At 72.4% G+C, this 22,840-nt stretch carries 17 protein-coding genes; 10 read left to right on the forward strand and 7 right to left on the reverse strand.

What is annotated here, in order from left to right; all coding sequences use genetic code 11:
- Positions 1-76: 76 nt before the first annotated feature.
- From ddaH to ACIP2X_RS02050, 4 genes are all read right to left on the reverse strand, one after another.
- Positions 77-853 (reverse strand): dimethylargininase, encoded by a 777-nt coding sequence (gene ddaH / locus ACIP2X_RS02035; RefSeq protein ID WP_401666245.1) that lies wholly within the window; start codon positions 851-853, stop codon positions 77-79.
- A gap of 125 nt (positions 854-978) precedes the next feature.
- Positions 979-3,234, reverse strand: coding sequence for an ATP-binding cassette domain-containing protein (locus ACIP2X_RS02040; protein WP_401666248.1), 2,256 nt, complete (start codon positions 3,232-3,234; stop codon positions 979-981).
- Positions 3,235-3,244: 10 nt separating this feature from the next.
- A complete protein-coding gene (locus tag ACIP2X_RS02045) occupies positions 3,245-4,867 on the reverse strand; it encodes an ABC-F family ATP-binding cassette domain-containing protein (RefSeq protein WP_401666251.1) in 1,623 nt (540 codons plus the stop codon).
- A 324-nt stretch (positions 4,868-5,191) separates the two neighbouring features.
- Positions 5,192-5,608, reverse strand: coding sequence for an SsgA family sporulation/cell division regulator (locus tag ACIP2X_RS02050; protein WP_401666253.1), 417 nt, complete (start codon positions 5,606-5,608; stop codon positions 5,192-5,194).
- Between the two features lie 231 nt (positions 5,609-5,839).
- On the opposite strand from ACIP2X_RS02050, the gene ACIP2X_RS02055 reads away from it, so the two are divergent.
- The 3 genes from ACIP2X_RS02055 (at position 5,840) to mmpA (ending at position 7,151) form a co-directional block, all read left to right on the forward strand.
- On the forward strand, positions 5,840-6,163 hold the full coding sequence (locus ACIP2X_RS02055; RefSeq protein WP_401666256.1) for a plasmid stabilization protein: 324 nt from the start codon (positions 5,840-5,842) through the stop codon (positions 6,161-6,163).
- Positions 6,164-6,220: 57 nt separating this feature from the next.
- Positions 6,221-6,919, forward strand: coding sequence for an endonuclease V (locus tag ACIP2X_RS02060; protein ID WP_401666259.1), 699 nt, complete (start codon positions 6,221-6,223; stop codon positions 6,917-6,919).
- Positions 6,920-7,004: 85 nt separating this feature from the next.
- Positions 7,005-7,151 carry a morphogenic membrane protein MmpA gene (gene mmpA, locus ACIP2X_RS02065; protein ID WP_401666262.1) on the forward strand — a complete coding sequence of 49 codons (147 nt, stop codon included), beginning with the start codon at positions 7,005-7,007 and terminating at the stop codon, positions 7,149-7,151.
- A 69-nt stretch (positions 7,152-7,220) separates the two neighbouring features.
- On the opposite strand, the gene ACIP2X_RS02070 is transcribed toward mmpA, so the two are convergent.
- Positions 7,221-8,411 (reverse strand): saccharopine dehydrogenase family protein, encoded by a 1,191-nt coding sequence (locus tag ACIP2X_RS02070; RefSeq protein ID WP_401666265.1) that lies wholly within the window; start codon positions 8,409-8,411, stop codon positions 7,221-7,223.
- 433 nt (positions 8,412-8,844) lie between these two features.
- Here ACIP2X_RS02070 and ACIP2X_RS02075 point away from each other — a divergent pair, with 433 nt between their 5' ends.
- The 3 genes from ACIP2X_RS02075 to ACIP2X_RS02085 are packed head-to-tail and all read left to right on the forward strand — an operon-like array spanning position 8,845 to position 13,452.
- Positions 8,845-10,023, forward strand: a complete 1,179-nt coding sequence (locus ACIP2X_RS02075) for a CaiB/BaiF CoA transferase family protein (RefSeq protein ID WP_401666267.1) — start codon at positions 8,845-8,847, stop codon at positions 10,021-10,023.
- Entirely contained in the window at positions 10,020-11,234 is a 1,215-nt protein-coding gene (locus tag ACIP2X_RS02080) for an acetyl-CoA C-acetyltransferase (protein WP_401666270.1), read from the forward strand. The genes ACIP2X_RS02075 and ACIP2X_RS02080 overlap by 4 nt, the downstream gene beginning before the upstream one ends.
- A gap of 34 nt (positions 11,235-11,268) precedes the next feature.
- Positions 11,269-13,452 carry a 3-hydroxyacyl-CoA dehydrogenase NAD-binding domain-containing protein gene (locus ACIP2X_RS02085; protein ID WP_401666273.1) on the forward strand — a complete coding sequence of 728 codons (2,184 nt, stop codon included), beginning with the start codon at positions 11,269-11,271 and terminating at the stop codon, positions 13,450-13,452.
- On the opposite strand, the gene ACIP2X_RS02090 is transcribed toward ACIP2X_RS02085, so the two are convergent.
- The gene (locus tag ACIP2X_RS02090) at positions 13,438-14,142 is read right to left on the reverse strand and encodes a MerR family transcriptional regulator (protein ID WP_401666276.1); all 705 of its coding nucleotides are present in this window, start codon (positions 14,140-14,142) and stop codon (positions 13,438-13,440) included. The genes ACIP2X_RS02085 and ACIP2X_RS02090 overlap by 15 nt on opposite strands.
- 269 nt (positions 14,143-14,411) lie before the next feature.
- Between ACIP2X_RS02090 and ACIP2X_RS02095 the strand changes: the two genes are divergently transcribed.
- Positions 14,412-15,869: an amino acid permease gene (locus tag ACIP2X_RS02095; protein ID WP_401666279.1), complete on the forward strand. Its 1,458-nt coding sequence runs from the start codon at positions 14,412-14,414 to the stop codon at positions 15,867-15,869.
- 412 nt (positions 15,870-16,281) lie between these two features.
- Complete coding sequence (locus ACIP2X_RS02100) at positions 16,282-17,190, forward strand: PfkB family carbohydrate kinase (protein ID WP_401666281.1); 909 nt, start codon at positions 16,282-16,284, stop codon at positions 17,188-17,190.
- 79 nt (positions 17,191-17,269) lie between these two features.
- Here the strand turns inward: ACIP2X_RS02100 and ACIP2X_RS02105 are convergent, their stop codons facing one another.
- On the reverse strand, positions 17,270-18,787 hold the full coding sequence (locus tag ACIP2X_RS02105) for a M1 family metallopeptidase (RefSeq protein WP_401666284.1): 1,518 nt from the start codon (positions 18,785-18,787) through the stop codon (positions 17,270-17,272).
- 239 nt (positions 18,788-19,026) lie between these two features.
- On the opposite strand from ACIP2X_RS02105, the gene ACIP2X_RS02110 reads away from it, so the two are divergent.
- On the forward strand, positions 19,027-20,997 hold the full coding sequence (locus ACIP2X_RS02110; protein ID WP_401666287.1) for a Xaa-Pro dipeptidyl-peptidase: 1,971 nt from the start codon (positions 19,027-19,029) through the stop codon (positions 20,995-20,997).
- 118 nt (positions 20,998-21,115) lie between these two features.
- Positions 21,116-22,840 (forward strand): BCCT family transporter, encoded by a 1,725-nt coding sequence (locus ACIP2X_RS02115; protein WP_401666290.1) that lies wholly within the window; start codon positions 21,116-21,118, stop codon positions 22,838-22,840.

Consider the following 22,840-nt stretch of genomic DNA (forward strand, 5'->3'; position numbering starts at 1 on the left):
CGGGATCGTAGGCTACGAATCCGTAGGTTACGAAGACGTAGGTTAAGTGCGCTGTAAAGACCCCTGTTCAGACCCTCTAGGCATACAGCTCACGGAGCCGCACCGAGAGGCATGTCACAGATCCTTCGAGTTTCTCGAACTCGCTGATGTCCACGACCACCGGGGTGTAGCCGAGGTCCGTGAAGAGCTCGGCGGTCTTCGGGGCGCTGGCGGCCATGAGCAGTTTGTCCCCGCCGAGCAGCACCACATGGGAGCCGGAGGGCTCCGGCACATGGAGGAAACGCCCGAACAACGACGGTGTGTCCATCAGCGGAATGTGCCCGATCACGGTCCCGTCCGGCAACGCCGTGACCGCCGACTTCAGATGCAGCACCTTGCTGACGGGCACGGCGACGACACGCGCCCCCAGCGGCTCGAAGGCGGCCCGCAGTTGCTGCAGCCCGGCAGCGTCGGTGCGGCCGCCGCGGCCGACGTAGATCGTGTCGCCGATCTTCAGCACGTCGCCGCCGTCCAGGGTGCCCGGCTCCCAGATCCAGTTCACCGAGCAGCCCAGACGGGCGACGGCCTCCTCGACGCCCCCGGTCTCGTCCCGCCGGGACTCGGCACCGGAGCGCGCGATCAGCGCGACGTTCCGGTACATGACCACGGCGTCCTCCACGAACACGGCGTCCGGGCAGTCGTCCGCGGGATCGACCTCGATCGTCTCCCAGCCGTGGGTGCGCAGCGCCTCCGCGTACGCCTCCCACTGCCGGACCGCGAGCTCGGCATCGGCCTTCTCCCGCGGGATGTGCGTCACCAGGCCCTCGGCGAGGCGCGGGCCGGGGCGACGGATGAGGGCCTTCTTGCTGGGCACGTGCGGTCTCCGTATCGGATGGGGCGCTGTTGCTGTCCGGTTACCCGGCCGCGGCCGGAACCTGTCGGGGCCGGCCGACATCATGCAGGGACATTGTGGAAGAGGACAGGCCCCGGAGCGCGCACCTACGCCGACACCCTCCGCAGGTGCTCGCCCGTGAAGGACCCCTCGAAGCCCGACAGCTCGCCCGGCGTCCCCTCGAAGACCACCCGACCGCCGTCCCGGCCGCCGCCGGGGCCCAGGTCGATCACCCAGTCGGCGTGCGCCACCACCTCCAGGGAGTGCTCCACGACGACCACCGTGTTCCCGGCGTCCACGAGTCCGTCCAGGAGCCGGAGCAGCCCGTCGACGTCCGACAGGTGCAGCCCGGTCGTCGGTTCGTCGAGGACGTACACCGTGCCGGTGCGGTGCAGCCGGGTCGCCAGCTTCATCCGCTGCCGCTCACCCCCCGACAGCGTGGACAGCGGCTGTCCCAGCGTCAGATAGGGGAGCCCGACCTCCTTCAGGGCGCGCAGCCGGCGCCGTACTGCCGCGTCCTGGAAGAACCCCAGCGCCTGGTCGGCGGTCATCTCCAGCACGTCGGCGACCGAGGTCCCGCGGACGGTCAGCGCCAGCACCTCCTCCCGGAACCGCCGCCCCTCGCAGTCGGGGCAGGTCGTCGTCACCGGGTCCATGAAGGCGAGGTCCGTGAAGAGGATCCCGCGCCCCTCGCAGGTCCCGCACGCGCCCGTCGAGTTGAAGCTGAACAGCCCCGGCGAGACGCCCGTCTCCCGGGCGAAGATCCGCCGCACGGCGTCCATCACCCCGAGGTAGGTGGCCGGGGTGGACCGTGCGGAGATGCCGATGGAGGACTGGTCCACCACCACGGCGTCCGGGTGAGCGGCCGTGAACTGCGAGACCAGCGTGCTCTTGCCGGACCCGGCGACCCCGGTCACGGCGCACAGCACCCCGGTCGGGAACCGCACCGTCACGTCCCGCAGGTTGTGCCGGCCGGCGTCCTTCACCCACAGCCCTCCCGTCGCCCGCCGGACGGGCTCCTTGACGGTCGTTCGGCGCCCCAGGCAGCGCCCGGTCGGCGTGTCGGCGGCCGTCAGCTCGCCCGGTGTCCCCTCGAACACCACCCGCCCGCCGTCGGCGCCCGCGCCCGGTCCCATGTCGACGACGTGGTCGGCCAGCGCGATGACGTCGGGGTCGTGCTCCACCACCAGCACGGTGTTGCCCTTGTCCCGCAGCCGCAGCAGCAGGTCGCCCAGCCGCCCGACGTCGCGCGGGTGCAGCCCGACGCTCGGCTCGTCGAAGATGTACGTCATCCCGGTCAGGCTGGAGCCCAGATGACGCACGGTCTTCAGGCGCTGCCCCTCGCCGCCGGACAGCGTCGACGTCTCCCGGTCCAGGCTGAGGTAGCCGAGGCCGATCGCCTCGACGCGTTCCAGAGCGGTGACGGCGGCCCCGGCGACCGGTCCCGCCACCGGGTCGTCGACGCCCCTCAGCACACCGATCAGGTCGGTCACCTGCATCCGGGCGCAGTCGGCGATCGACAGCCCGCCGATCCGGGTGGCGAGCGCCGCCGCGTTCAGCCGGGCGCCCCCGCACCGCGGGCAGGTCCCCTCCGCGAGGTACTCCCGCACCAGGTCGCGGGTCTTCTGGCTCAGCGCCGACAGATCCCGCTTCAGGTACAGCCGCTCGAAGCGGTCCGCGAGCCCCTCGTAGTCCGTGGTCCAGGTGCCGCCCGAGCCGCTCACGGAGACCTTGCTGCCGGGCCGTCCCCGCATCAGGAACTCCCGTTCGGCGGCGGTGAACTCTCCCACCGGCTTGTCCGGGTCCAGTTCGTCGCTGTTGGTGTACGTCTTCCCCTGCCAGGTCCCCGCGGTGAACGGCGGGAAGCGGACCGCGCCGTCCGCCAGCGACCGGGCCGGATCGAGGACGCGGTCCCAGTCGGGCCGGACCGCCCGGCCCAGGCCGTCGCAGCCGGGGCACATGCCCGACGGGTCGTTGAACGAGTACGCCGTGGCCGGACCGGCGCTCGGGGTGCCGTGCCGCGAGTACAGCACGCGGAGCACGGACTGGATGTCCGTCATGGTGCCGACGGTGGACCGGGAATGGCCCCCGATCGGCCGCTGGTCCACCACGATCGCGGGCGTGAGGTCCTCCAGCCCGTCCGCGTGCGGCCGCTCGTACTTGGGCAGCCGGTTGCGCACGAACCAGGTGAAGGTCTCGTTCAGCTGGCGCTGCGACTCGACCGCGATCGTGTCGAGGACGACGGACGACTTGCCCGATCCCGAAACGCCGGTGAACACGGTCAGCCGGCCTTTCGGGATGCGGAGGGTGACGTCCTTCAGGTTGTTCTCACGGGCTCCGGTCAGGGTGATGTACTCGGTCATGCCTGTGAAGCTAGGAGGGATACCCGACAGCTTCCGGCGTGATTTCCCTGAGTTCGCCGTCCAGCAGCAGCCAGCGCGTGATGCCGATCGACTCCAGGAACGGCAGGTCGTGGCTGGCCACGATCAGCGCCCCCTCGTAGGACTCCAGGGCCGTGGTGAGCTGCCGCACGCTCGCCATGTCCAGGTTGTTCGTCGGCTCGTCCAGCATCAGCAGCTGCGGTGCGGGCTCCGCCAGCATCAGCGCGGCCAGCGTCGCGCGGAAGCGTTCCCCGCCGGAGAGCGTGTCCGCCCGCTGGTCGGCCCGGGCGCCCCGGAACAGGAAGCGCGCCAGCCGCGCCCGGATCCGGTTGTTGGTGGCGCCCGGCGCGAACCGGGCCACGTTCTCGGCGACCGTCAGCCCGCCGTCGAGGACGTCCAGCCGCTGCGGCAGGAAGCGCAGCGGCACGTGCGCCGTGGCCTGGCCGGACACCGGCGCAAGCTCTCCGGCGACGGTGCGCAGCAGCGTGGTCTTGCCCGCGCCGTTGCGCCCGACCAGCGCGATCCGCTCGGGGCCGTGCAGATCGAGGCCGCCCTCGACACGGGCTCCGTAGGCGAGCTCCAGGTCCCGCAGGGTGAGCACGCTCCGGCCCTGCGGGACCGCGGTGTACGGCAGGTCGACGCGGATTTCGTCGTCGTCCCGCACGGCGTCCACGGCCTCGTCTAGGCGCTCCCTGGCCTCGGCGAGCTTCTCCTCGTGCATGATGCGGTGCTTGCCCGCGGACTCCTGCGCCGCGCGCTTGCGCGCCCCCATGACGATCTTCGGCTCGCGCTTCTGCTCGAACATCTTCTGGCCGTACCGCTTGCGGCGGGCCAGCTTGACCTGGGCGTCGGCCAGTTCGCGCTTCTGCTTGCGGAAGTCGGCCTCGGCGGCCCGCACCATCCGCTCGGCCGCCTCCTGCTCGGTCTCCAGGGCCTCCTCGTACGCCGAGAAGTTCCCGCCGTACCAGGTGATCTCCCCGGAGCGCAGATCGGCGATCTGGTCGACCAGTTCGAGCAGCTCGCGGTCGTGGCTGACCACCACCATGACGCCCGGCCAGGCCGCCACGGCCGCGTACAGCCGCCTGCGCGCGTACACGTCGAGGTTGTTGGTCGGCTCGTCCAGCAGCAGGACGTCCGGCCGCCGCAGCAGCAGGGCCGCCAGGCGCAGCAGGACGGACTCACCGCCGGAGATCTCGCCGACCGTGCGGCCCAGCCCGACATGGCCGAGGCCGAGTTCGCCGAGGGCGGCCAGGGCGCGCTCCTCGACGTCCCAGTCGTCGCCGACGGTCTCGAAGTGCGCCTCGCTCGCGTCGCCGGACTCGATGGCGTGCAGCGCGGCACGCCGGGCGGCGATGCCGAGGACCTCGTCGACGCGCAGGGCGGTGTCCAGGGTGACGTGCTGCGGGAGGTGGCCCACCTCGCCCGCGACGCGCACGGTGCCGTCCGTCGGGCGCAGCTCGCCCGCGATCAGCTTGAGCAGGGTGGACTTCCCCGAACCGTTGACGCCGACGAGCCCGGTCCGGCCGGGGCCGAAGGAGGCGTCGAGGCCGTCGAGGACGGAGGTGCCGTCGGGCCAGGCGAAGGTGAGGGACGTACAGGTGATCGAAGTATGCACAAGGGCCTCGCGGTTGCTTGAAGCGTTCAGGGGCAACGCGTATCGAGACACCGGAAGGCGGCGACCACCGCGCGGGCCGACGGGCCCAGGGGTGCGGGAGCACAGGCGAAGCCCTGCTCCGCCAAGGACGGCTCGAACGCCGAGGTCGCACGCGGCATACACACCCGTCAGGTGTGCAGCGGTGTCTCAGGACCTCAGACGAGCAACGTCCTTCTCCAATCGGCGGCAACAGGACCTCATACAACGTACGAGGGGCGCCAGGGCCTGTCAACGGAATAACGGGCGCCCGCGGTCACGGCGCCCCGCACACCGGAAAGGGGCAGGTCAGCAGGCGTCCCGCAGCAGCTCCGCCAGGTCGTGGTCCAGGTCGAGGTAGGCGTGCTCCAGGCCCTCGGGCACCAGCACGCGCGTCGCCTCCAGGAACCGGCGCAGTTCGCCCGAGCGGACGTGTACGACGGCCGTGCCCTCCGGGGCGTGGAACTCCAGCACCGTCCGGTCGTAGGCGTAGGGCCGCACCCGCACGTCGCCGCGGCCCTCGGGCTCGTGCATGCCGGCGGCCAGCAGCTCACGGGAGAACGTCCAGCAGACCTCCTCGTCCTCCAGCGTGGCCGGGGCCGGGAACGTCATCCGGATCGCGAACGGATCCGCCAGGTCGTAGGTGAGCGTCGCGGGGATGCTCGGCATCCGGGGGGCGGCGGCGACGAGACGCGCCTCGACCGACTGCTCGATGACGGTGGACATCGCCTTGCTCCCTTGTGACGGCCGGACGGCTTTCCGGTGTGAGGCCGGGCACTGGGTGAGACGACGGAATCCGCGCATCCGTGCACCCGCGGGCGCAGTGACGTACGTCACCGTGCCCGGCGCCGAGGGCGCGGTCGCGTCGCCCGTCCGGGGAGCTGATCGCGCCCCGGGTGTCGTATTCACCCACGATGGGGGTACTCGTTCGCCCGATGTGAGAGGAAGTGAGCGGACATGCCAAGCGGTTCGAGCCCCAAGCGGGAACGGCAGTACGAGCACATCAAGCAGAGTGCTCAGGACCGGGGCGAGAGCGCCGGGCGCGCCAAGGAGATCGCGGCCCGCACGGTGAACAAGGAACGCGCACGCTCCGGCGAGTCCAGGACCGCCGGCCGCACCTCCACCGAGGACATGTCGTCCGGCAGGCGGGGCGGCCTGCGGTCCGGGAAGGGCTCCCAGGGCCCCACCTACGACCAGCTGTACCAGGAGGCCAAACGGCGCAACATCCACGGCCGTTCGGACATGAACAAGCAGCAGCTGCGGCGCGCGCTCGACAAGTGACCCGGCCCCTGGCGGCCCGAGGACAGGACCGCCCGGCCCCGTACCCTCGTCCTCACCATGACGACGACCGTAGGCATTCCCGAGGACTGGCCGGCCACCGAGGAGCAGGCGCGCGCCGTGCAGGACGCGTTGCGCCGCCGGGTGGTGCTCGACGAGCCGGGGCCCGCGCCCGGCACCGGCCACGTCACCGGCGTCGACGTCGCCTACGACGACGAGCGGGACGTGGTGGCGGCCGCGGCCGTCGTGCTGGACGCGGCCACGCTCGACGTCGTCGCCGAGGCCACGGCCGTCGGGCGGATCTCCTTCCCCTACGTGCCCGGCCTGCTCGCCTTCCGCGAGATCCCCACCGTCCTGGCCGCCCTCGCCGCCCTGCCGGTCCCGCCCGGACTGGTGGTGTGCGACGGCTACGGCCTCGCCCACCCGCGCCGCTTCGGGCTCGCGAGCCACCTCGGCGTCCTGTCGGGCCTGCCCACCATCGGCGTGGCCAAGAACCCGTTCACCTTCACCCACACCGACCCGGCACCCGCGCGCGGGTCGTCGTCCCCCCTGCTCGCGGGCGACGAGGAGGTCGGCCGGGCCCTGCGCACCCAGCAGGGCGTCAAGCCGGTCTACGTGTCCGTCGGGCACCGCGTCTTCCTGGACACGGCCTGCGCCCACGTCCTGCGCCTCAGCCCGCGCTACCGCCTGCCGGAGACCACCCGTCTGGCCGACTCGCTGTGCCGCCGGGCCCTGCGCGAGGCGACGGCCGGCGCCTAGCTGAGTACCCGGGCCCGCCGTGACCGGACCCGTCTGAGTAGCTGTACGGATGCCGGCGCCCCGCCCGGTCGGCAGGGTGGGCCGCATGACGACACACCGCGCCCCCGATCCCGCCGCCCGCCCGAGCCGCCCCGTGGAGCGCGCGATGACCACGGCCCTGTCCCTGGCCGTGCTGGCGGGCCTGGCCTGGCTCGGCGCGATGATCTACACGCTGGCCGAGTGGACGACGTGAGGGCCCACGCCGATTCGCCGTTCGGGGGACGACGGGCGCCGGAGCGGCCCCGCGTCGTGGGCGCCGGGACTACCTGCTGGCCGCCAGACGGAAGGTGATGCCCGCCGCGCGGAGGCGGTCGAGGAGCGCGTCGCCCATCGCCACCGCCGTGGTGACCTGGCCGGCGGTCGCGGGCAGCTCGTCGAAGGCCAGGGACAGGGCGCCCTCGGCGAACATCTTCGCCGTCTCGCCGTACCCCGGGTCACCGCCCGCGACCTCGGTGAACACCTTGCGGCCGCCGCCCTCGCCGACGAAGCGCACGGAGAACCAGCTCTTCGCCCGCCGCTCCGCGCTCGGCCCCTGGCCGGGCTTGAGGCGGTCGGACAACCAGCGCCGGGCGGGCGGCAGTTGGGCGGCCGCCGCGAGCGCGCCGACCGCCGCGACCCCGCCCACCGCCACCGGCAGCCGCCGTACCGCGGCGTAGTGCCGGTAGCGGAAGTCGGGGCCGTAGCGCTCCAGGGCCTTCGCCGAGCGGCGCACGATCTGCGGGTCGATCGTCGGCAGCGGCAGCGCCCAGGCGCGCACCTCGGGGACGAACCGCGGCGCACCGGCCGGCGCCGTCGCGCGCCGCCCCACCAGCCGGGGCTCGTGCCGGTGCCGTTCCCGCGCGGCGGCCGCCATCTGCCGCGGCCGCGCGAACTGGTTCAGCGCCGAGGCGAACGTCCCGCCCGAGAAGGTGGCCTCGACCGCGACGAACCCGTCCACCGTCAGCGGCACGCCGGCGGGCAGCTGCTGGACGGTGAAGTACACGCCCAGGTCGTGCGGCACCGAGTCGAACCCCGCCGCGTGCACCAGCCGGGCCCCGGTCTCCCGCGCGCGGGCGTCGTGCCGGACGTAGGTCAGGTCCACGAACTCGGGTTCACCCGACAGGTCGAGGTAGTCGGTCCCGTTGTCCGCGCAGGCGGCCACGAGTTCCTCGCCGTAGGTCACGTAGGGACCCACCGTCGTGGCCACCACACGCGCCTGCTCGGCGAGGCGGCGCAGCGAGGCCGGGTCGGTCACGTCGGCCCGCAGCACCCCGATCTCCGGGCCCCCGGGCGACCGCTCCCGCAGCCGCTCGCGCAGCCGGGCCAGCTGCAGTTCACTCCGGCCGGCCAGGGCCCAGCGCAGGTCGTCGGGGGCGTGCCGGGCGAGGTACTCGGCCGTGAGCGTCCCCACGAAGCCCGTGGCTCCGAAGAGCACGATGTCGTACGGACGGTCCGCCCTGGACGGCTTGCTCATGAAACCCCTCGCTTCCGCAGCCCGCGCCGCTGTCGGTGGCTGAGGCTAGCGTGAGCCGTGCGGAGCCCGACGACGAGCCCGGAGGTGGACGGTGACGGTGCCCGGGAACGCCCCGAAGAAGTGGGAAAAAGCGCGCGGGTTCGCGCCCTCGCCGTCCGGCGCGGTCGCGGAGCGCCCCTGGGGCGGGCCCGTCGCCGAGCCCGGCACGAGGGCCCGTGGGAAGAGCCGCCGCGACGCGGCCCCCGAACGCCTGATAGCGGGGCCGGACGCCCGCTGACGCCGCTCCGGCGTGGTGGTGCGGCCGGTCACCTGGCACCCTGATGTCTAAGCGCTTGCTCGTTCCGGCTCCTCCGGGCCTTGTGCCCACCGGAACACGTTCTTACCATCACCGGTGTTACATCAGTTGTGTCACAGCGACAGGGGGCTGCAGACCATGGCGAAGACGCCACCGCACGGCCCGCTCACCGGCGTACGCGTGGTCGAGCTGGCCGGCATCGGCCCCGGCCCCTTCGCCGGCATGCTCCTCGCCGACCTCGGCGCCGACGTCGTGCGCGTGGACCGCCCGGGCGGCGGCGGCCTCGCGATCGACCCCCGCCACGACCTCACCAACCGCGGCAAACGCTCGGTGGTCCTCGACCTGAAGTCCCCGGACGGCCCCGCCCGCGTCCTCGACCTCGTGGCCCGCGCCGACGTCCTGATCGAGGGCAACCGCCCCGGTGTCGCCGAGCGCCTCGGCGTGGGCCCCGAGGCCTGCCACGCCCGCAACCCGGCGCTCGTCTACGGCCGCATGACCGGCTGGGGCCAGGAGGGCCCGCTGGCCCAGCGCGCCGGCCACGACATCGCCTACATCGCGCCGACCGGCACCCTCGGGATGATCGGCCGTCCCGGCGAGCCCCCGGCCGTCCCGGCCAACCTGGTCGGCGACTACGCGGGCGGCTCCCTCTACCTGGTCGTCGGTGTCCTCGCCGCCCTGCACCACGCCCGCGCCACGGGCACCGGGCAGGTCGTCGACGCAGCCATCGTCGACGGCACCGCCCACCTCACCGCGATGATCCACGGCATGCTCGCCGCCGGCGGCTGGCAGGACCGGCGCGGCGCCAACCTCCTCGACGGCGGCTGCCCGTTCTACGGCACCTACGAGACGGCGGACGGCGAGTACATGGCGGTGGGCGCGCTGGAACAGCAGTTCTACGACGAGTTCGTGTCCCTGATCGGCCTCGCCGACCAGGCCCCGGCACGCAAGGACGTCACCCGCTGGGACGAACTGCGCGAGGCCGTCGCCGCCCGGTTCAAGACCCGTACGCGCGAGGAGTGGACCGCCCTCTTCGAGGACACCGACGCCTGCGTCGCGCCCGTGCTGTCGCTGCGCGAGGCGCCGCGCCACCCGCACCTCGCCGCGCGCGGCACCTTCACCGAGTACGGCGGCATCACCCAGCCCGCCCCCGCGCCCCGCTTCTCCGCCACCCCGACCGCCGTCCGCGGCGGCCCGGCGCTGCCCGGCGCCGGGACCGCCGACGTGGCCCGCGACTGGGGCGTACCGAGCCTGACGCACGACGGGACCCCGATGTCCGAAGCCCCCGCGAAAGCCCCTCACCGAAAGGCCCCCCAGTGACCACCGAAGCGTACGTGTACGACGCGATCCGCACCCCGCGCGGACGTGGCAAGGCGAACGGCGCCCTGCACGGCACCAAGCCCATCGACCTGGTCGTCGGTCTCATCCACGAACTCCGCGACCGCTTCCCGGGCCTCGACCCCGCCGCGATCGACGACATCGTGCTCGGCGTCGTCGGCCCCGTGGGCGACCAGGGCTCCGACATCGCCCGGATCGCCGCCGTCGCCGCGGGCCTGCCGGACACGGTGGCGGGCGTCCAGGAGAACCGCTTCTGCGCGTCCGGCCTGGAGGCCGTCAACATGGCGGCGATGAAGGTCCGCTCGGGCTGGGAGGACCTCGTCCTCGCGGGCGGCGTCGAGTCGATGTCCCGGGTGCCGATGGCCTCGGACGGCGGCGCCTGGTTCAACGACCCGATGACCAACCTCGCGGTCGACTTCGTCCCGCAGGGCATCGGAGCCGACCTGATCGCCACCGTCGAGGGCTTCTCCCGCCGTGACGTCGACGAGTACGCGGCCCTGTCGCAGGAGCGCGCGGCGACCGCCTGGAAGGAGGGCCGCTTCGCCCGCTCGGTCGTGCCCGTGAAGGACCGCGCCGGTCTCGTCGTGCTGGACCACGACGAGCACCCCCGCCCCGGCACCACCGCCGACTCGCTCGCCAAGCTGAAGCCGTCCTTCGCGGACATCGGCGACCTCGGCGGCTTCGACGCCGTGGCGCTGCAGAAGTACCACTGGGTCGAGAAGATCGACCATGTGCACCACGCGGGCAACTCCTCCGGCATCGTCGACGGCGCGGCCCTCGTCGCGATCGGCTCCAGGGAGGTCGGCGAACGCTTCGGCCTGACCCCCCGCGCGCGGATCGTGTCCGTCGCGGTCTCCGGCTCCGAGCCCACCATCATGCTCACCGGCCCCGCCCCCGCCACCCGCAAGGCGCTCGCCAAGGCCGGGCTCACCATCGACGACATCGACCTCGTCGAGATCAACGAGGCCTTCGCCGCGGTCGTCCTGCGGTTCGTCAGGGACATGGGCCTGTCCCTGGACAAGGTCAACGTCAACGGCGGCGCCATCGCCCTCGGCCACCCGCTCGGCGCCACCGGCGCGATGATCCTCGGGACCCTCGTCGACGAACTGGAGCGCCAGGACAAGCGGTTCGGCCTCGCCACGCTGTGCGTCGGCGGCGGCATGGGCATCGCCACGATCGTCGAGCGCGTCTGACCCGGCCCGTCCCAGACCCCGATACGGAGTAGCAATGACCGAGAGCACCACCATCCGCTGGGAGCAGGACGAGACCGGCGTCGTCACCCTCGTCCTCGACGACCCGAACCAGTCCGCGAACACCATGAACGGGGCGTTCCGCGCCTCCCTCGCCGCGGTCACCGACCGGCTGGAGGCCGAACGGGACTCCATCCGCGGCATCGTCCTCACCTCCGCCAAGAAGACCTTCTTCGCCGGCGGCGACCTGCGCGACCTGATCCGGGTCACCCCGGAGACCGCCCAGGACCTGTTCGACGGCGGCCTGGCCATCAAGCGCGACCTGCGCCGCATCGAGACCCTCGGCAAGCCGGTCGTCGCCGCCCTCAACGGCGCCGCCCTCGGCGGCGGTTACGAGATCGCCCTCGCCTGCCACCACCGTGTCGCCCTCGACGCCCCCGGCTCGAAGATCGGCTGCCCCGAGGTCACCCTCGGCCTGCTGCCCGGCGGCGGTGGCGTGGTCCGCACCGTCCGCCTGCTCGGCATCGCCGACGCCCTGCTCAAGGTGCTCCTCCAGGGCACCCAGTACAGCCCCCGCCGCGCCCTGGAGAACGGCCTGGTCGACGACGTGGCCGGGACGCCCGAGGAGATGCTCGCCAAGGCCCGCGCCTTCATCGACGCCCACCCCGAGTCGCAGCAGCCCTGGGACAGGCCCGGCTACCGCATCCCCGGCGGCACCCCCGCCAACCCGAAGTTCGCGGCCAACCTGCCCGCCTTCCCCGCCACCCTGCGCAAGCAGACGAACGGCGCGCCCTACCCCGCCCCCCGCGCCATCCTCGCCGCCGCCGTCGAGGGCTCCCAGGTCGATTTCGAGACCGCCCAGGTCATCGAGGCCCGCTACTTCGTGGAGCTGGCCGCCGGACAGACCTCGAAGAACATGATCCAGGCGTTCTTCTTCGACCTCCAGGCCGTCAACTCCGGGGCCAACCGCCCGACGGGAGTCGAGCGCCGCCAGGTCGGCCGGGTCGCCGTCCTCGGCGCCGGGATGATGGGCGCCGGCATCGCCTACTCGTGCGCCCGCGCCGGCATCGACGTCGTACTCAAGGACGTCTCCCTGGAGGCCGCCCTCAAGGGCAAGGAGTACTCCGAGAAGCTGTGCGCCAAGGCCGTCGCCAAGGGCCGCACCACGCAGGAGAAGGCCGACGCGCTGCTCGCCCGCATCACCCCCACCGCCGAGGCCCAGGACCTCGCCGGCTGCGACGCGGTGATCGAGGCCGTCTTCGAGGACACCGCGCTCAAGCACAAGGTCTTCCAGGAGATCGAGCAGATCGTCGCGCCGGACGCGCTGCTGTGCTCCAACACCTCCACGCTCCCCATCACCGCCCTCGCCGAGGGCGTGCAGCGCCAGGGCGACTTCATCGGGCTGCACTTCTTCTCGCCGGTGGACAAGATGCCGCTCGTCGAGATCATCAAGGGCGAGCGGACCGGCGACGACGCCCTGGCCCGCGCCTTCGACCTGGTCCGGCAGATCAACAAGACGCCGATCGTCGTGGGCGACTCGCGCGGCTTCTTCACCTCCCGTGTCATCGGCCACTTCATCAACGAGGGCGTGGCCATGGTCGGCGAGGGCGTCGAGCCCGCCTCCGTCGAGCAGGCGGCGGCCCAGGCCGGCTACCCGGCCAAGGTGCTCTCCCTGATGGACGAGCTGACACTCACCCTTCCGCGCAAGATTCGCAGCGAGACGAGGCGGGCCGTCGAGGAGTCGGGCGGCACCTGGACCCCGCACCCGGCGGACGCCGTCATCGACCGCATGGTCGACGAGTTCGGGCGCACCGGCCGCAGTGGCGGCGCCGGCTTCTACGAGTACGGCGAGGACGGCAAGCGGGCCGGCCTGTGGCCGGGGCTGCGCGAGCACTTCACCCGCGCGGGCACCGAGGTCCCCTTCAAGGACATGCAGGAGCGCATGCTCTTCGCCGAGGCGCTCGACACCGTCCGGCTGCTGGAGGAGGGCGTGCTGACCTCCGTCGCCGACGCCAACATCGGCTCCGTCCTCGGCATCGGCTTCCCCGGCTGGACCGGCGGCGTCCTGCAGTACATCAACGGCTACGAGGGCGGCCTGCCCGGCTTCGTGGCCCGCGCGCGGGAACTCGCCGAGCGCTACGGCGACCGCTTCCTGCCGCCGGCGCTGCTGGTCGAGAAGGCGGAGAAGGGGGAGCGGTTCAGCGACTCAGCCCGTTCCTGACTCCGCGAGCCACTCGCCCAGCTCCTCCTTGAGCGACCGCTGAAAGGTCGTCAGGAGCGCCTGCACCACCAACGGGTGCATGTGGGCCGACAGGGACTTCACGTCCCGCGGCCCACGCTCCGACACCTCACCGCGGAAGAGCTGGGCGAGCTCGCGCGCGGCGGCGCGCGAGTGTGCGATGAGCACGCCCCGCGCCGCCAGGATGGCCTCCTCGGAGAGCGGCACGTCCAGCAGCCGCACGCCGAGCCGCAGCAGCCCGAGGTCGACGTCCCACCCGCCGTCCCGCGGCCGGACCACGCCCATCGCGGCCAGCCGCTCGACGTCGGCGTCGGTCAGGGGCCGCCCCGCCCGCCGCTCCAGCTCCGCGCGCGTCATGCTCTCCACGGTGTCCGGCGCCCAGGAGGCCACGACCGCCCGGTGGATCGCCAGGTCGTGCGCGCTGAGATCGCCCGGCAGCTGCCGCAGATAGCGCTCGATGGCGGCCAGCGTCATGCCCTGCCGTTGCAGCTCCTCGATGAGTTCCAGCCGGGCCAGATGCCCGCGCCCGTAGAGCCCCACCCGCCGCCGGCCGATCTCGGGCGGCGGCAGCAGGCCCTTGCTGCCGTAGAAGCGCACGGTGCGCACCGTGACGCCCGCCCGCGCTGCCAGCTCGTCGATCGTGAGGGTGGGCTCCTCGGCGTCGGTCGTCATGCCCAGCAGTATCGCTGTCCCACCAGTGCTGTGAAACCTCGTGCGCACCCCGCGTGCACCCTGTGATGAACCGAAGATGATCGTGAGGCGTCCCCGGGGTGACCTTGTGAGAAGCAACGCTCTGTGACGCGGGCCACCGTCTGGGGGGCGATTCGTGTGGGAAGGTGCTGCCTTGGTCTGTGCCGCGTCACGAGCGCGGTCACGGACCGGAGTCACGTACGGACACCCGAGCGCACGACGCCCGGGCGCACCAGAGAGTGGTACCACCCGTGAGCAAGGAAGCCGTGGACACGGCCAGAATCACCGCCGGGAACGGGACGACCACGACGCCCGCGGACGCGGGCGACGCCGGCTACAGCAAGGATCTCAAGGCCCGCCACGTCAACATGATCGCCATCGGCGGCGCCATCGGCACCGGCCTCTTCCTGGGCGCCGGCGGCCGTCTGCACAGCGCGGGCCCGGCGCTCGCGCTGGCCTACCTGGTCTGTGGCGTCTTCGCCTTCTTCGTCGTCCGGGCCCTCGGCGAGCTCGTCCTGTACCGCCCGTCCTCCGGGTCCTTCGTGTCGTACGCGCGCGAGTTCCTCGGTGAGAAGGGCGCCTACGTCGCCGGCTGGATGTACTTCCTGAACTGGTCGACGACCGGTATCGCCGACATCACCGCGATCGCGCTCTACACGCACTACTGGAGCATGTTCACCGACATCCCCCAGTGGGTGCTGGCGCTGATCGCCCTCGCGGTGGTCCTGGCGGTGAACCTGATCTCGGTGAAGATCTTCGGCGAGATGGAGTTCTGGTTCGCGATCATCAAGGTCGCGACGCTGGTCGGCTTCATGCTCGTCGGCATCTTCCTGCTGGCCACCCAGCACGAGGTCGGCGGCACGACGCCCGGTCTGAGCGTGATCACCGACAACGGCGGATTCCTCCCGCACGGCGTGATGCCCGTCGTCCTCGTGATGCAGGGCGTGATCTTCGCCTACGCCGCGCTGGAGCTGGTCGGTGTCGCCGCGGGCGAGACCGCCGAGCCGGAGAAGGTCGTCCCGCGCGCGGTGAACTCCATCATGTGGCGCGTCGGCCTGTTCTACGTCGGCTCCGTCGTCCTGCTGGCACTGCTGCTGCCCGGCTCGGTCTACTCGGCCGACCAGAGCCCCTTCGTCACGGTGCTGTCGAAGATCGGCGTCCCCGCGGCCGGCGACGTGATGAACCTGGTCGTCCTGACCGCGGCCATGTCGTCCCTCAACTCCGGTCTGTACTCGACGGGCCGCATCCTGCGCTCCATGGCGATGGCGGGCTCCGCGCCCAGGTTCACCGCCCGTATGAACCGCAGCCAGGTGCCCTACGGCGGCATCCTGCTGACCTGCGCGGTGTGTGTGCTCGGCGTCGGCCTCAACTTCCTCGTGCCGGCCCAGGCCTTCGAGATCGTGCTGAACGTCGCGTCGCTCGGCATCATCAGCACCTGGGTGATCATCATGGTCTGCCACCTGGTCTTCGTCCGGCGCGCCCAGGCGGGCCTGGTGCGGCGACCGCACTTCCGGCTGCCCGGCAGCCCGGTCACGGAGATCGCCACGATCGCCTTCCTGCTGGCCTGCCTCGCCATGATGTGGAACGACCCCGAGGTCGGCCGCAAGACGCTGCTGCTGATCCCGCTGATCGCGGTCATGCTCGTCGGCGGTTGGTACGCCCTGCGCCGCCGCGACACGAACCGGGAACCCACCCGTCCGACGAACTAGCCCCCACTGCCGGTGCGGGCCCCTACGGTGGCGTCATGTCGAAGATCACCTACATCCGAGACGACGCCACCGCCCCGTCTCTCCGCAGCGGAGACCGCGCGCCGACGGGACGCGCCCTGAAGGGGCGCGGGGAACTGCGCGACCGGCCCCGGACTATCGGCGGAGACTCCCGTCCCGGCGGGCCCACGGCGAGTGTTCGGGTGCACCGTGCAGGTGCGCGACCCGGGGGAGGGCGCGAGTGCTTCAGGGGCGACGCCCCCGGCCGGTGTCCCCACGGTGAGGGGCGCGCCCTGAAGGGGCGCGGGGAACTGCGCGACCGGCCCGGGACGACCCGCGGACACCCCCTGCCCGGCGGGCCCACGGCGGGTATCCGGATCACGGCGACGGTCTACGACCACGCGGAGGGCGTCAAGTGAGCGGAGGTATCGACGTGCTCGTGCTGGGCGGGGCCGGGGTGGACACGATCGTGTACGTGCCGGAGCTGCCGCTGCCGTACGCCGACAGCTACATGATCGACTCCGGGATCCGCACCCGTGCGGGCCAGACCGGCGACTTCGTCGCCCTCGGCCTCGGCGCGCTGGGCCTGCGCACCCACCACCTCGACCTGCTCGGCGACGACCCCGAGGGCGACCTGGTCCGCGCCCTGCACCGGGACCGGGGCATCGCCCTCACCGCCGTCCCGCAGCCGGCCGGCACCAAGCGCGCGGTCAACCTCGTCGGCCCCGACGGCAGGCGGCTGTCCCTGTACGACACGAGCCGCGCACACGCCGACGACCGGCTGCCCGAGGCGACGGTCCGGACGCTGGCGGAGTCGAGCCGCCACGTCCACGTCTCCCTCACCCACCCCTGCGCACACGCCCTGCCCGTGCTGCGCGAGACCGGCGTGCCGCTCTCCACCGACCTGCACGACTGGGACGGCGAGAACGCCTACCACGAGCCCTTCGCCCTCGCCGCCGACATCGTCTTCGTCTCGGCCGCAGCCCTCACCGACCCCGAGCGCACCATGCGCCGCATCGCCGAACGCGGCCGCGCCCGCCTCGTCGTCGCCACGGCCGGCGCCGAGGGCGCGTACCTCCTCGCCGACGGCGACCTGACCCGCGTGCCCGCGGTGGCGCCGCCCGCCCCGGTGGTGGACTCCAACGGCGCGGGGGACGCCTTCGCCGCGGCCTTCCTCTTCGGCCACCTCGGCGGTGAACCGCCCCACCGGTGCGCCCTGTACGGAGCGATCGCCGGCGCCCACGCCTGCACGGTGCCCTCGACCGAGGCGGACGCGATCGGACGGCGCGAACTCCTCGCCCGCGCGGCCGCGACGACCGGGTGAGCGAAAGCGCGACACGGCCCCGGGGCGGCATCCGCACGCCCCGGGCCGTGTCCGCTGCCCGGGGCTGCCCGTACGCGCCCTATTCGCCGTGCTCGTGGTCGTGCACCCCGTTGGTCGCCGCGATCTTCTTCCACGACTTCGGTTCCTGCGTGGCCCCCCTCCCCGCCGACGGCCGCGCGGAGATGTCCGCGCCCCGCGCAGCCGGCGCCCCCGGCTTCGAGGGCTGGAACAGCCAGGTGTCGAACAGCCGGCCGAGCCGCTGCCCGGAGATCCCCTCGGCGTAGCGACGGAAGTCCGCGACCGAGGCGTTGCCATGGGCGTACTTCCGCGGCCAGCCCTGGAGAACGGCGAAGAAGTCCTCGTCGCCGATCTCGTTGCGCAGCGCCTGCAAGGCGAGCGCCCCCCGGTCGTAGACGGCCAGGTGGAACTGGTTCTCCGGCCCGGGGTCACCCGGGCGCACCGTCCAGAACGGATCGTCCGCCGGATGCGACGCGTAGACGTGGTCCGCGATCTCCTGCGCCGTTCCCTCGCCCTCGCTCTCGGACCACAGCCACTGGGCGTACCGGGCGAAGCCCTCGTTGACCCAGATGTCCTTCCACCCGGACACCGACACCAGGTCGCCGTACCACTGGTGGGCCAGTTCGTGCACGACCACGGACGTGTTCGACCCGCTCGAGAACTGCCGCGGGCTGTAGAAGGGCCGGGTCTGTGTCTCCAGCGCGTAGCCGGTGTCGGTGTCCGGGACGTAGCCGCCCAGCGCGTTGTAGGGATACGGCCCGAAGTAGCCGGTGAGCCAGTCCGCGATCTCACCGGTCCGCTCGACACTGGCCCGTGCGGCGCCGGCGACGTCGCCGAGGTCCCTGGAGTACGCGTTGACGACGGGGATGCCGCTCTGCGACGTCCCGGTGGTGATGTCGAACTTCCCGACCGCGAGAGTGGCGAGATAGGTGGCCTGCGGCTTGTCGGACCGCCAGCCGTAGCGGGTCCAGCCGGCCCGCGAACTCGTCGATTGGAGCGTGCCGTTGGAGAGGGCCTGCGTTCCGTCCGGAACCTGTACCGACACGTCGAAGGTGGCCTTGTCCAGCGGGTGGTCGTTGCTCGGGAACCACCACCACGCCGACTCGGGCTCACCGGCCGCGACCCCGCCGTCCGCCGTGCGGAGCCAGCTGGTGAAGCCGTACGCCTGCTTCGACGACGGCACCCCGCTGTAGCGCACCACCACGGTGACGGACGTCCCCTTGGCCAGCGGCTTGCTCGGCGTGATCTCCAGTTCGTGCTCGCCCGAGGTCCGGAACGCCGCCTTCGCCCCGTCGACCCGCACCTCGCCCACGTCCAGCAGGAAGTCCAGGTTGAACCGGGACAGGTCCTGCGTGGTCCGGGCCAGCAGGGTCGCCGTGCCCTCCAGCCGGTCGTCCGCGGGCCGGTACCTCAGCCGCAGGTCGTAGTGGGAGACGTCGTAGCCGCCGTTGCCGTACGCCGGGTAGTAGGGGTCGCCGATACCGGGGGCGCCGGGCAAGTGGCCGGCGGCGGACGCCGGGACCGCCAGCAACAGGGACGCCGCCGCGAGCACGCCCGGCGTCGTGGTTCTGCGGTGCACTGAAACTCCAAGTCGTAAGGGGGAGGGCTGTTCGGAGCCCGAGGAGCCCGAGGAGCCCGAGGAGCCCGAGGAGGCCGAGGCGTGCCCGGCCCGGCCACGACGGCCGCCGTCACGAGATCGCCCTTCAGCCTTCATACACCGCGACCCCCCGGCGTCGGCTTCCCGCCACTCCCGTCCGTTCCGACGCGCCGTCAGCCGCCCCCTTCTGCACAGCAGTTGACGGCGGTACCGTCCGGCGCATGCCGACACGTATGCGCTTCAGCTGGAGACCGCTCGCGACGGCGGCCGCCGCCGCCCTGACGGCCACACTCCTCACTCCCGCCGCCGCCCAGGGCACGCCGGGGCACAGCACGCCCCGGGAGAGCCGCCCCGTCTACTCCTACGACGCCGCCGTCCGTGAGGCCGTCTGGGTGGACACCGGCCTCGACGGAGACGGCGACGGGAGATCCGACCGCGTCGCCGTCGACATCGTGCGCCCGCGCGAACCCGCCCAGCAGGGCCGCAAGGTGCCCGTCGTCATGGAGGCCAGCCCCTACTACTCGTGCTGCGGCCGGGGCAACGAGAGCCAGCGCAAGACGTACGACGCCGACGGCGAGGCCGTCGGGATGCCGCTGTACTACGACAACTACTTCGTGCCGCGCGGCTACGCCTTCGTCGCCGTCGACCTCGCGGGCACCAACCGCTCGGACGGCTGTGTCGACGTCGGCGGCCGCTCCGACGTGCGGTCCGCGAAGGCCGTCGTCGACTGGCTGAACGGTCGCGGCAGGGCCTGGACCACCCGCACCGGCGGCACCAGGGCCACGGCCGACTGGACCAACGGCCGTACGGGGATGATCGGCAAGAGCTGGGACGGCACCATCGCCAACGGCGTCGCCGCCACCGGCGTCGAGGGTCTGGAGACCATCGTGCCGATCAGCGCGATCTCCTCCTGGTACGACTACTACTTCGCCAAGGGCGCCCCGCTGTACGGCTCCGGCCCCGACTGGCTCTCCGACTACGTCAACAGCCCCGACGCCCGCGCCCGCTGCGGCGACGTGCAGCGCAGGCTCGCCGAGGGCGCCCCGCGCACGGGGGACTGGACCCCGCTGTGGAGCGAGCGCGACCACGTCAGGGACGCGGCCGAGGTGCGCGCGAGTGTCTTCCTGGTCCACGGCATGCAGGACCTCAACGTACGGATGCAGCACGTCGGCCCTTGGTGGGACGCCCTCGCGCGAAGCGGCGTGCAGCGCAAGATCTGGCTCTCCCAGACCGGCCACGTCGACCCGTTCGACTTCCGCCGCGCCACCTGGGTGAAGACCCTGCACCGCTGGTTCGACCACGAACTCCTCGGCTACGACAACGGCATCGACCGGGAGCCGATGGCCGACATCGAACGCCACCCCGACCAGTGGGTGACGTCGCGGTCCTGGCCGCCGCGCGGCACGGACACCGTACGGCTGCGCCCCGCCGAGGGCTCCCGGCCCGGCGTCGGCAGCCTGGGCCTGCGCCCCGGCCACGGCACCGAGACCTTCACGGACGACCCGCGCAACAGCGAGACCGACTGGGCCGCGCGGATCGACCTGAGCACCCCCGACAAGGCCGGTTTCGTCACCCGGCCCCTCGCCCGCGACCTGCGCCTGGCCGGCGCCTCCGAGGTCACCGTCGCCGTGACCCCTTCGACGCCCACGGCCCACCTCTCGGCCGTCCTCGTGGACCTCGGCCCCGCCACCATCCGCGACTACGCCGACGCCGCCGAGGGCATCGTCACCCTCCCCGACCGCACCTGCTGGGGCCCCTCCACCACCGCGGACAGCTCCTGCTACAAGGAGACCGAGGCCAAGAGGACCGACGTCGGGTACACGATCGTCAGCCGCGGCTGGGCCGACCTCGGCAACCACGCCTCGGACCTCACCGGCGCACCGCTCACCCCGGGCAAGCGCTACTCCCTCACCCTCGACCTGGCGGCGACCGACCACGTGATCCCCGCCGGACACCGGCTGGGCCTGATCGTCGCGGGCACCGACAAGGACCTCATCGACCCGCCGTCCGACACCCCGGCGCTGACCGTGGACCTCGCCCGCAGCTCCGCACGCGTCCCGGTCGTCGGCGGTACGGCCGCCTACGTCCGCGCCACCGCCGGCGCGCACGCCGACGCCGCCCTCCCGGCCGCCGAGCTGAGCGGCGTACGCGATCCCCGCACCGCCGGGCGCCTGCCGGAGGGACGGAGGTGAGCCGGAGCGGCGTGTCCCGACACGGGCCGATGAAACAGGCCTATTTTCCGCCACATGGGTAGGGGCGAGACGGAGGGATCACCTGTGACCTCCGTGGCTCTGACGAAAGGTGCCGCCCGTGACGAACGAACCACCGACCGACCACCCCGGCCCGGCAGGCGACGCGCTGCCGGGCTCGGAGGCGGGTCTTCCCGGGCAGGGGCAGCCCCGGACCGACAGGGTCGTGTTCGGGGTCACCGCCGTGCTCACGCTGGCCTTCGTGATCTGGGGCGCGACCGCGACGGACTCCCTGGAGAGCGTCTCCAGCAGCATGCTCAGCGGGCTGATGCACAACGGCGGCTGGGCGTTCATGCTCACCGCCTCGGGGTTCGTCGTCTTCGCGCTCTGGCTCGCGATCAGCCGGTACGGCCGGATCCATCTCGGCGCCGAGGGTGAGGAGCCCGAGTTCCGCACGGTGTCGTGGGTCGCGATGATGTTCAGCGCCGGCATGGGCATCGGCCTGATGTTCTACGGCGTCAGCGAGCCGCTCGCGCACTACACCACGCCACCGCCGGGCACGGATCCGGTCGACTCCGGCGAGCGCATGGAGACGGCCATGGCCACGACCCTGTTCCACTGGACGCTCCACCCGTGGGCGATCTACGCCGTGGTCGGTCTCGCCATCGCCTACAGCACCTTCCGCAGGCGCCGACGGCAGACCATCAGCGCGGTCTTCACCCCGCTCATCGGCCGCAAGCACGCGAACGGCACCGCCGGGCGGGTCATCGACATCCTCGCGATCGTCGCGACCGTCTTCGGCTCGGCGGCCTCCCTCGGACTCGGCGCGCTCCAGATCGGCTCCGGCGTGCGGGAGCTGGACTGGATGGACGACGTGAGCACCGGACTGCTCGTCGCGATCATCGCGGTGCTCACCCTGGCGTTCGTCGCCTCCGCCGTCTCCGGCGTGGAGAAGGGCATCCAGTGGCTGTCCAACACCAACATGGTGCTGGCGCTGGTGCTCGCCCTGTTCGTGTTCGTCGCGGGCCCCACGGTGATCGTCCTCGACCTGCTGCCCACCTCGATCTTCGCCTACCTCGGTGACCTCCCGCAGCTCGCGGGCCGCACCGAGGCGAGCGGTGGCGAGGGCGTCGCGGACTGGCTCGGCAGCTGGACCGTCTTCTACTGGGCCTGGTGGATCTCCTGGACGCCGTTCGTCGGCATGTTCATCGCCCGGATCAGCCGGGGCCGTACGATCCGCCAGTTCGTCGGCGGTGTCATCCTCGTGCCCAGCTCGGTCAGCCTGGTCTGGTTCGCGGTGTTCGGCGGCTCGGCGATGAAGATGGAGCAGCAGGGGCGGCTCGGCGACGAGTCGACGCCGGAGGGCCAGCTCTTCGCGCTCCTGCGGGAGTTCCCGATCGCCACGGTCACCAGCCTGCTGGTGATGATCCTCGTCGGCATCTTCTTCGTCTCCGGCGCCGACGCGGCCTCGATCGTCATGGGCAGCCTGTCCCAGAAGGGCGCCCTCGAACCGGCCCGCACGGTCGTGGTGTTCTGGGGTGTGCTCACCGGAGCGGTCGCCGCCGTCATGCTCCTGGTCGGCTCCGGGCAGGGCGACGCGCTGACCGGTCTGCAGAACCTGACGATCCTCGCGGCGGCACCGTTCGTCGTCGTGATGATCTTCATGTGCGTCGCGCTCATGCGCGACCTGCGCCGCGACCCGGTCATCGTCCGCAACGCGATGGGTTCGGAGGCGGTCGAACTGGCCGTCATCGAGGGCCACAAGAAGTACGACGGCGAGTTCGAGCTGCGTATCGGCCCGGGCCGCGGCACGGACGTGGAGGGCGACCCGATCGGCAAGCACTGA

This window comes from Streptomyces sp. NPDC089424 (assembly GCF_044749345.1).
GTDB lineage: Bacteria > Actinomycetota > Actinomycetes > Streptomycetales > Streptomycetaceae > Streptomyces.

Coding starts and splice junctions, on each gene's coding strand:
- ACIP2X_RS02085 (WP_401666273.1), top strand. CDS start 11,269: ATGACCGAGAGCACCACCATCCGCTGGGAGCAGGACGAGACCGGCGTC.
- ACIP2X_RS02110 (WP_401666287.1), top strand. CDS start 19,027: ATGCCGACACGTATGCGCTTCAGCTGGAGACCGCTCGCGACGGCGGCC.
- ACIP2X_RS02055 (WP_401666256.1), top strand. CDS start 5,840: ATGCCAAGCGGTTCGAGCCCCAAGCGGGAACGGCAGTACGAGCACATC.
- ACIP2X_RS02040 (WP_401666248.1), bottom strand. CDS start 3,234: ATGACCGAGTACATCACCCTGACCGGAGCCCGTGAGAACAACCTGAAG.
- mmpA (WP_401666262.1), top strand. CDS start 7,005: ATGACGACACACCGCGCCCCCGATCCCGCCGCCCGCCCGAGCCGCCCC.
- ACIP2X_RS02050 (WP_401666253.1), bottom strand. CDS start 5,608: ATGTCCACCGTCATCGAGCAGTCGGTCGAGGCGCGTCTCGTCGCCGCC.
- ACIP2X_RS02060 (WP_401666259.1), top strand. CDS start 6,221: ATGACGACGACCGTAGGCATTCCCGAGGACTGGCCGGCCACCGAGGAG.
- ACIP2X_RS02075 (WP_401666267.1), top strand. CDS start 8,845: ATGGCGAAGACGCCACCGCACGGCCCGCTCACCGGCGTACGCGTGGTC.
- ACIP2X_RS02070 (WP_401666265.1), bottom strand. CDS start 8,411: ATGAGCAAGCCGTCCAGGGCGGACCGTCCGTACGACATCGTGCTCTTC.
- ACIP2X_RS02090 (WP_401666276.1), bottom strand. CDS start 14,142: ATGACGACCGACGCCGAGGAGCCCACCCTCACGATCGACGAGCTGGCA.